Origin of the sequence: Pseudomonas sp. PICF6 (genome assembly GCF_009831705.1) — a bacterium.
Lineage (GTDB): Bacteria > Pseudomonadota > Gammaproteobacteria > Pseudomonadales > Pseudomonadaceae > Aquipseudomonas > Aquipseudomonas rhizophila.
On record NZ_WUUD01000035.1, the window covers coordinates 83,133 to 90,814 of the forward strand.

At 61.6% G+C, this 7,682-nt stretch carries 7 protein-coding genes; 2 read left to right on the top strand and 5 right to left on the bottom strand.

Annotated elements, in window-relative coordinates; all coding sequences use genetic code 11:
- The first annotated feature begins 357 nt into the window (after positions 1 to 357).
- Entirely contained in the window at positions 358 to 987 is a 630-nt protein-coding gene (locus GSM73_RS25010; protein WP_160894134.1) for a glutathione S-transferase family protein, read from the top strand.
- A 93-nt stretch (positions 988 to 1,080) separates the two neighbouring features.
- On the opposite strand, the gene GSM73_RS25015 is transcribed toward GSM73_RS25010, so the two are convergent.
- The 5 genes from GSM73_RS25015 to GSM73_RS25035 all read right to left on the bottom strand — a co-directional run bounded on the left by GSM73_RS25015 (position 1,081) and on the right by GSM73_RS25035 (position 5,036).
- Positions 1,081 to 1,617, bottom strand: a complete 537-nt coding sequence (locus GSM73_RS25015) for a membrane integrity-associated transporter subunit PqiC (RefSeq protein WP_160894136.1) — start codon at positions 1,615 to 1,617, stop codon at positions 1,081 to 1,083.
- Between the two features lie 17 nt (positions 1,618 to 1,634).
- The gene (locus tag GSM73_RS25020; RefSeq protein WP_107322626.1) at positions 1,635 to 3,293 is read right to left on the bottom strand and encodes an intermembrane transport protein PqiB; all 1,659 of its coding nucleotides are present in this window, start codon (positions 3,291 to 3,293) and stop codon (positions 1,635 to 1,637) included.
- Entirely contained in the window at positions 3,274 to 3,933 is a 660-nt protein-coding gene (locus GSM73_RS25025) for a paraquat-inducible protein A (protein WP_047227758.1), read from the bottom strand. Before GSM73_RS25025 ends, GSM73_RS25020 begins: the two co-directional genes overlap by 20 nt.
- Positions 3,930 to 4,526 (bottom strand): paraquat-inducible protein A, encoded by a 597-nt coding sequence (locus GSM73_RS25030; protein ID WP_047227759.1) that lies wholly within the window; start codon positions 4,524 to 4,526, stop codon positions 3,930 to 3,932. Before GSM73_RS25030 ends, GSM73_RS25025 begins: the two co-directional genes overlap by 4 nt.
- Before the next feature lie 69 nt (positions 4,527 to 4,595).
- On the bottom strand, positions 4,596 to 5,036 hold the full coding sequence (locus GSM73_RS25035; RefSeq protein WP_047227760.1) for a CBS domain-containing protein: 441 nt from the start codon (positions 5,034 to 5,036) through the stop codon (positions 4,596 to 4,598).
- A 247-nt stretch (positions 5,037 to 5,283) separates the two neighbouring features.
- Between GSM73_RS25035 and GSM73_RS25040 the strand changes: the two genes are divergently transcribed.
- Positions 5,284 to 7,647 (top strand): DNA polymerase II, encoded by a 2,364-nt coding sequence (locus GSM73_RS25040; protein WP_160894138.1) that lies wholly within the window; start codon positions 5,284 to 5,286, stop codon positions 7,645 to 7,647.
- Positions 7,648 to 7,682 lie beyond the last annotated feature (35 nt).

Consider the following 7,682-nt stretch of genomic DNA (forward strand, 5'->3'; position numbering starts at 1 on the left):
CCACCTTCGGCAACGACCGGGTGGGAGGAGGCGGCGAATGCGTTGGCTGCCAGTACCGAGAAAGCGAGGCTGAGGATGATTTGGCGTTTCATGATGGTGTGCTCCGGGGATGCAGTGGGTTGGTGTGGAGCCATTGTTGTCCGGAGCGACAATCAAGAGAACTTCATTGGCCTGATGGTGAATATCGACGGCGGTGATACCTCGCCGAGCGGTTGGCAAGCAATATTGATGTTGACTGATCCGCCGACATCGCGAGCAGGCTCGCTTCCATGGAGAGTGCGTGTCGTCTGCAGGGTGGAACACTGGCGGGCCCGCGGGTTCTACCGGCTACCCCCCCCAAGTGCAGGAGGCAAGTTCATGTATCAGTTATTCGGCTACAGGCAATCCGGCTCTTCGGCTGTGGAGATCGCCCTGTGCCTGTGTGGCGTGCCTTATCGCCGTGTCGATGCCTATTCGACCGAAGACAACGAGGCGTCGAAAGAGCTACAGGCATTGAACCCTCAGAAGCAGGTCCCGACCTTGCAATTGCCGGACGGTTCGGTGCTGACCGAAGCCGCGGCGATTTTGATCCACCTAGGGTTGGTGTTTCCTGAATCGAAGTTGCTGCCGGACGATCCGAACCAACGTGCTCAAGCCATACGGGGCCTGGTCTATATCGTCGCCAATTGCTACACGCCCATCGGCATCATCGATTTTCCAGAGCGCTGGCTGGTCGACGCGGATGAAGCGACCCGGCAGCAATTGGTGTCGGGCACCCGACAGCGGCTACATCGCAACTGGGCGCTGTTTGCCGACCAGTTTGCGGCTCGTCCTTTTCTCAGCGGTGCCGAGCCGGGAGCGCTGGATATCCTGGCCGCCGTGGTCACGAAGTGGGAAGACACGCGGGAGGCCATGCTGAATGCCCGACCGCCGTTCTACGAGCTACTGGAGCGCATCGACCGCCATCCGCGCATTGCGCCGGTGCTGTCGCTGCACTGGCCCTTGTAGGCGCTGTCGAGCGCAGCGAGGCTGCGGTTTTTCCGAGTAGCAAACGAAAGATCAAAACAGAAAGATCGTCCAAACGCGGCCCGAGCCTTCGGGTCAGGGGCATCTCATTTTGGTGGCGGCTTGCTCGACGAGGCCGACAAACTGCCGCACATTTTGCTGATGGGCCGTCACCAGCTCATCGATGCTGCTCCCCGCCGGCGTTTGCAGGCTGTTACGGCAGGTCAGGGTATGGGCTTCGTTGCCCAGGTCGCGCAGGCGCCACTGCACGTCCATGCGGGCATATTGGCCGGGGATCGAATCGAAGCGCTGCACATCCACCCGCAGCAATAACTTCGCTGCGCCTGGGTTGCTCAGTTGTTCGTCCAGGCTGCTGCGCAGTTCATCGGCCAGACTGGCGCCCCACCATTGCGTTTCCAGGATCGCCAGCCCGCTGTTGCCTTGGCGGATGACCATTTGCGCGCGGTCCACCTGAGGCGGAACGCTCACCTGCTCGAGCTGGATGTCCATGTTCGTGCGTGGCTGGCCGGCAGGTTGAGCCGGGCTTAGGGTGTGGTACTGGATCGGATCGCCGCGGCAGGCAGCAAGCAGCAGCACCAAGGCAACCAGGGGGAGTTTCAGCATCAGCGGCATGGGGCGTGCTCCTGTGGTCATTCGTTCGCCGGCAATGTGAGGTTCTGCGCCGGTGCATCCTTGGGACGGCCGCGAAGCAGTGATTCGGGATGGCGGCTCAGGTAGTCGGACAGCTCGCGCAACGAACGCGACATGCGCCCAAGATCGTCCAGGGTCTGCGTCAGTTGTTCGCGTTGCGGCGAATCTTCGGCCAGGGTCGAGTTGGCCGATTGCAGGGTCTTGCTCACGTCCTGCAACGTGTTTTGCACGCTTGGCAGGGTCTTGCTGTTGAACTGGGCCAGACCTTTGCGCAATTCAACCAGGTTGCCGTTCAGGTTGTTGGCAACGCTTTCCAGGGGCAGCTTGTTGATTCGCTCGACCATCGCCTGCAGTTGTTCCTGCAGTTGCTGGAGACTGCCCGGGATGGTCGGTATACGGACCGGGCGGGCGTTGGCGTCGAAAGTGACTTTTTCGGCCTTGGGGTAGAAGTCCAGCGAGATGTACAACTGCCCGGTCAGCAGGTTGCCGCTACGGGCCTGGGCACGCAGGCCGCGTTCGACGAAACTGCCGATCAGGCGAGCGCCGGCAGCTTCGTCATCCGGGTTGTGATTGAGCGCCTTGAGCAGTTTTTCATGGGCCTTGCCCAGGCGCTGAGGGTAGAACACCACGCCGACATTGACCGGGAAGCTGCGCAGCTTCTCGTCGAAATCCAGATTGATAGCTACGACCCTGCCCACTTCGATGCCCAGGAATTCGACCGGCGCTCCGACCCGCAATCCGCGCAATGCCTGATCGAAGCGTAAAGCCAGGTATTGCGCCTTGCCATCCGGCGGGGCCAGGGCGCTCTGCTGGTCGGCAAACAGCTCGAACGTCTTGTCCTCGCTAGCGGGGCTGTCGTTGGGGCTGTATTCCGGTGCCCGAAATGCGATGCCGCCCACCAGCAGCGCCGAGAGTGACTCGGTCTTGACCGCAAAGCCGTTGGCACCGACGTTCACGTCCACGCCGCTGACGTTCCAGAACCGGGTGTTTTCGGTGACGTAGACATCGTTGGGGGCATTGACGAATACGTCGATGTTGACCCCTTTGCCATCGGCATCCAGCGCATAGGACACCACTTGGCCCACCGGAATCTTGCGCAGGTACACCGGCGAGCCGATGTCCAGTGAACCGAGGTCCTGGGAATGCAGGGTGAAGCGCTTGCCCGGTTCACCGTAGGTGATCGGTGGCGGGGCTTCCAGGCCGGTAAAGGACTTGGCACGAACCTTCGATTGACCGGCGTCGGCCCCGATGAAATCCCCTGACAGCAGGGTATCGATCCCGGAAATTCCGCCGGCTCCGATACGCGGGCGTACGACCCAGAACACCGAGTCCTCGTGCGTGAAGGTCTCCGCCGTCTTGGCCAGCTTGACCGTGGCGGTGACGTTCTTCTGGTCGTCGCTCAATTGCACGTCGGTGACCTGGCCGATGACCACGTTGCGATATTTGACCGGTGTCTTGTTGGCGGTCAGGCCCTGGCCGGTCTTGAAGGTGATGGTGATGGTCGGACCTTCCTGCAGCCAGTTGTTGACCACCAGGGACAACCCTACCAGCACCGCGATGATCGGCACTATCCATACCAGCGACACCGTCCAGCGGCGGCTGGTGACATGGGCGCGACCTGGTGCCGGTTGCTGCCCGTCAGTGGCTTGCGACTTCATCCATGGCCTCCTCGGATGGTTGGGTGTCCCAGATCAGGCGCGGGTCGAAGCTCATGGCCGACAGCATGGTGAACAGCACCACGAGGCCGAAAAACAGGATGCCCGGTCGCGGTTCGATATCGCTCAGTGCCTGGAATTTCACCAGCGCCGCGACCAGCGCCACCACCAGCACGTCGAGCATCGACCAGTAGCCGATGACTTCCACCAGCCGATACAGTTTCGCCCGCTGGACCTGGGCCCAGGTGCTGCGCCGCTGCACGGTGACCAACAGCAAGGTCAGTACCACGAACTTGATGCCTGGTACCGCGATGCTGGCGATGAAAATGATCAGGGCGATGTCCCAGGCGCCGCCCTGCCAGAATTCGATGACGCCACTGATGATGGTGCTGTCGGCGCCATCCCCGAGCATCTGGGTATTCATCACCGGCAGCAGGTTGGCCGGAATGTAGAACACCAATGCCGCCAGCATGTAGGCCCAGGTACGGGTGAGGGTGTCGGGTTTGCGCCGGTGCAACGGGGCGTCGCAGCGGGGGCAGGTCTCGGGCTCGTCGCTCATGTCACAGGCCAGGCCACAGCTGTGGCACAGGCACAGGTTCAGGTCGCGGGCCAAGGGCGGGGGAGGCAACGGTTCGCGGTTCATAGGTTGTCCCACAAATCGCGCACATCGCGTCCGGCGATGCGGATCATCAGCAGGCTCAGGGCGGCCAGGGCAAACAGGCCGATGCCCGGCAGCACGTCCAGCAGCCCGGCGAGTTTGATCACCGCCACCAGCGCACCCAACAGGCACACCTCCAGCATGCTCCACGGCCGCAGTGCTTCCAGGCTGCGCATGCACAGACTGAACCCCGGCGCCCGTTGATTGGCGTAGGCGTAGGCCAGCACCCAGATCAGCAATACCAACTGAAAGACCGGGGCAATGATGATCGCCACCGCGGCCACCAGGGCGATGAAGGTGATGGGGCCCTGGCTCAGGGCCACGATGGAATCCCACAGCGTCGCGCTGTTGCTCAGCCCCTGGAGACGGATGCTCATCACTGGATAGATGTTGGCGAAAGCCCACAACACCGCTGCCGTCACACTCAAGGCCAGGCGCTGTTCAATGGTCAGGCCGTTGTAGCGCTGAATCACCGCGCCACACCGCACGCACGAGGCTTTCTGATGCGCAGCGAGCACCATCGGCTCGTACACCGCATCACAATGTTCGCAAATGATCAGTCGGTCGGTATCGGCCATCGGGATGCTCGGCAGGACAACTCCTTCAATATAGAAGGAGGTTGGGATTGAGCAACCCGCCCGAACGGGTCATTCGCCGCGAATGTATTGCTCCAGTTGTCGGATCAGGTCCGCCTGCTCGGCAATCGCTTCCTTGACCAGGTCACCAATGGACAGCAGACCGACGAGTTTGCCGTCTTCGACCACCGGCAAATGCCGCAAATGTTTTTCGGTCATGATGCTCAGGCAGGTTTCGACATTCTGGTGGGGGTCTATCGTAATCACGGGTGACACCATGATGTCGCTCACTTTGGTGCCTACTGAGGAGCGGCCATGCAAGACCATTTTGCGCGCGTAGTCGCGCTCACTGATGATCCCCAGTACTTCGCCGTTCTTCACCACCAGCAGGGCACCGACGTTTTTCTCGGCCATGCGCATCAGGGCCTGCAGCACCATGTCGTCCGGTGAAATGGTGTGCACTTGCTGGTTTTTCTCGTCTTTGATCCGGAGCAACTGCGCGACGGTTTTCATGGGGAAGCCTCAGGTGTTGTTTTTGCAGGTGGTTTAAGAATCGTAGACCCAACGGCGCAGAGCAAGCGGTAAAGCGGCAGTCAGTCGTCCAAAAACGTCATTGTCGGTGAGTTCACCACCGAAGTGAGGCCATGCACTGTTGGGGCGAGGGATTTATCGCCACTGTGGGGGCAAGCCTTGCTCCCACAGATAAATCCCCTCACCACAGGTAGAATCGTCGCTTACGCAAAAAATCGAGGTTGCAGCGGTGGATCTACAGCAGGGCTTCGTCCTGACCCGGCATTGGCGCGATACCCCGGCCGGCACCGAAGTCGAATTCTGGCTGGCGACCGACACCGGCCCCCGGCGCGTGCGCTTGCCGGTGCAGCCGTCGGTGGCATTCGTGCCACAGATTCAGCGCGGTCAGGTCGAAGCCTTGCTGCAAGGGGAGAAGGACGTTGAATTGCGACCCCTGGACCTGCTGGATTTCGAGCATCGACCGGTGCTGGGCCTGTATTGCCGGCAACATGCCCAACTGATGCGCCTGGACACCACCTTGCGCCGTGCCGGCGTGGAGGTGTTCGAAGCTGACATCCGTCCACCGGAACGCTACCTGATGGAGCGTTTCATCACCGCGCCGGTCTGGTTCGGTGGCACAAAGGCCGCTGAGGGCCTGCTGCTGGACGCCCAGATGAAACCGGCGCCCGAGTATCGTCCGCCTTTGCGTCTGGTGTCCCTGGACATCGAAACCACCGCCCAGGGCGATTTGTACTCCATTGCCCTTGAAGGCTGCGGCGAGCGTCAGGTGTATATGCTCGGCCCGCCCAATGGCGACGATACTGCCGTGGATTTCCAGCTCGAATATTGTGAATCGCGCACTTTGCTGCTGAAGAAACTCAACGATTGGTTCGCCCGTTTCGACCCTGACGCGATCATTGGCTGGAACCTGGTGCAGTTCGATTTGCGCGTGCTGCATGAGCACGCCCGGCGCCTGGCCGTGCCGCTACGCCTGGGGCGAGGCGGGGAGGAGATGCAGTGGCGCGAACATGGCGCGCGCAACAATCACTTTTTCGCCTCGGCGGCAGGCCGGCTGATCATCGACGGCATTGAGTCGCTGCGTTCGGCGACCTGGAGTTTCCCTTCGTTCAGCCTGGAGAATGTCGCCCAGACGTTGTTGGGAGAGGGTAAGTCCATCGACAACCCATACCAGCGCATGGACGAGATCAATCGCATGTTTGCCGAGGACAAACCGGCCCTGGCCCGTTACAACCTCAAGGACTGTGAGCTGGTGACGCGGATCTTCGCCAAGACCGAGCTGCTCAAGTTCCTGCTGGAGCGGGCCAGTGTCACCGGTCTGCCGGCGGACCGCAGCGGTGGTTCGGTGGCGGCCTTCACACACTTGTACATGCCACTGATGCACCGCCAGGGTTTCGTCGCGCCGAACCTTGGCCAGCGCCCGCCCGAGGCCAGCCCGGGTGGTTTTGTCATGGATTCCCAGCCGGGGCTCTACGAGTCGGTGCTGGTGCTGGACTACAAGAGCCTGTATCCGTCGATCATCCGCACCTTCCTGATCGACCCGGTAGGCCTGATCGAAGGCCTGCGCCACCCGGACGAAAGCCAGTCGGTGCCAGGTTTTCGCGGGGCACGTTTCTCCCGCACGCGGCATTGCCTGCCGGCCATTGTGGCGCGGGTAGCCGAAGGCCGGGAAACCGCCAAGCGGGAACACAATGCACCGCTGTCCCAGGCATTGAAAATCATCATGAACGCCTTCTATGGCGTACTCGGTTCCAGTGGCTGTCGTTTCTTCGATCCGCGGCTGGCGTCCTCCATCACCCTGCGCGGTCACCAGATCATGCAGCGCACCCGGCAGTTGGTCGAAGCCCGGGGGCATGTGGTGATTTACGGTGATACCGACTCCACGTTCGTCTGGCTGCGCCGGGCCCACGGCCAGGAAGAGGCGGCGTCCATCGGCCAGGAGCTGGTGGCATACGTCAATAAGTGGTGGTGCGAACACGTGCGTGATGAGTTCGGGCTGGAGAGCGCACTGGAGTTGCAGTTCGAAACCCATTTCAAACGTTTTCTGATGCCCACCATTCGTGGCGCGGAAGAGGGCAGCAAGAAGCGCTATGCCGGGCTGGTCACCCGCGCCGACGGCAGCGACGAGATCGTCTACAAGGGCCTGGAAACCGTGCGCACCGACTGGTCGCCGCTGGCCCGGCAGTTCCAGCAGGAGCTGTATGGGCGGATCTTCCACCGCAAGCCTTACCAGGATTATGTGCGCGATTATGTGCACCAGACCCTGGCCGGAGCGTTCGATGATCGGCTGGTCTACCGCAAGCGCTTGCGCCGACCTCTGGAAGACTACGAACGCAACGTACCGCCGCACGTGCGCGCCGCGCGGCTGGCTGACGAGTTCAACCAGCGCCAGGGCCGTGCGCGGCAATACCAGAACGGCGGGTGGATCAGCTACGTGATCACTGTCGCCGGCCCCGAGCCGCTGGAAACCCGCAGCGCGCCGATCGATTACGACCATTACGTGACCAAACAGCTGCAACCGGTGGCGGACGCGATTCTGCCGTTTGTGGATGACGATTTCTCGACCCTGGTGGGGGGCCAGATGGGCTTGTTCTGACGGATGCGCCAGTGTTGCGGGCGGGAGGCTTTTGT

Bases quoted from the DNA above. Each gene is read 5' to 3' on its own strand.
- GSM73_RS25035 (WP_047227760.1), bottom strand. From the start codon at position 5,036: ATGAAAACCGTCGCGCAGTTGCTCCGGATCAAAGACGAGAAAAACCAG.
- GSM73_RS25025 (WP_047227758.1), bottom strand. From the start codon at position 3,933: ATGAACCGCGAACCGTTGCCTCCCCCGCCCTTGGCCCGCGACCTGAAC.
- GSM73_RS25015 (WP_160894136.1), bottom strand. From the start codon at position 1,617: ATGCCGCTGATGCTGAAACTCCCCCTGGTTGCCTTGGTGCTGCTGCTT.
- GSM73_RS25020 (WP_107322626.1), bottom strand. From the start codon at position 3,293: ATGAAGTCGCAAGCCACTGACGGGCAGCAACCGGCACCAGGTCGCGCC.
- GSM73_RS25030 (WP_047227759.1), bottom strand. From the start codon at position 4,526: ATGGCCGATACCGACCGACTGATCATTTGCGAACATTGTGATGCGGTG.
- GSM73_RS25010 (WP_160894134.1), top strand. From the start codon at position 358: ATGTATCAGTTATTCGGCTACAGGCAATCCGGCTCTTCGGCTGTGGAG.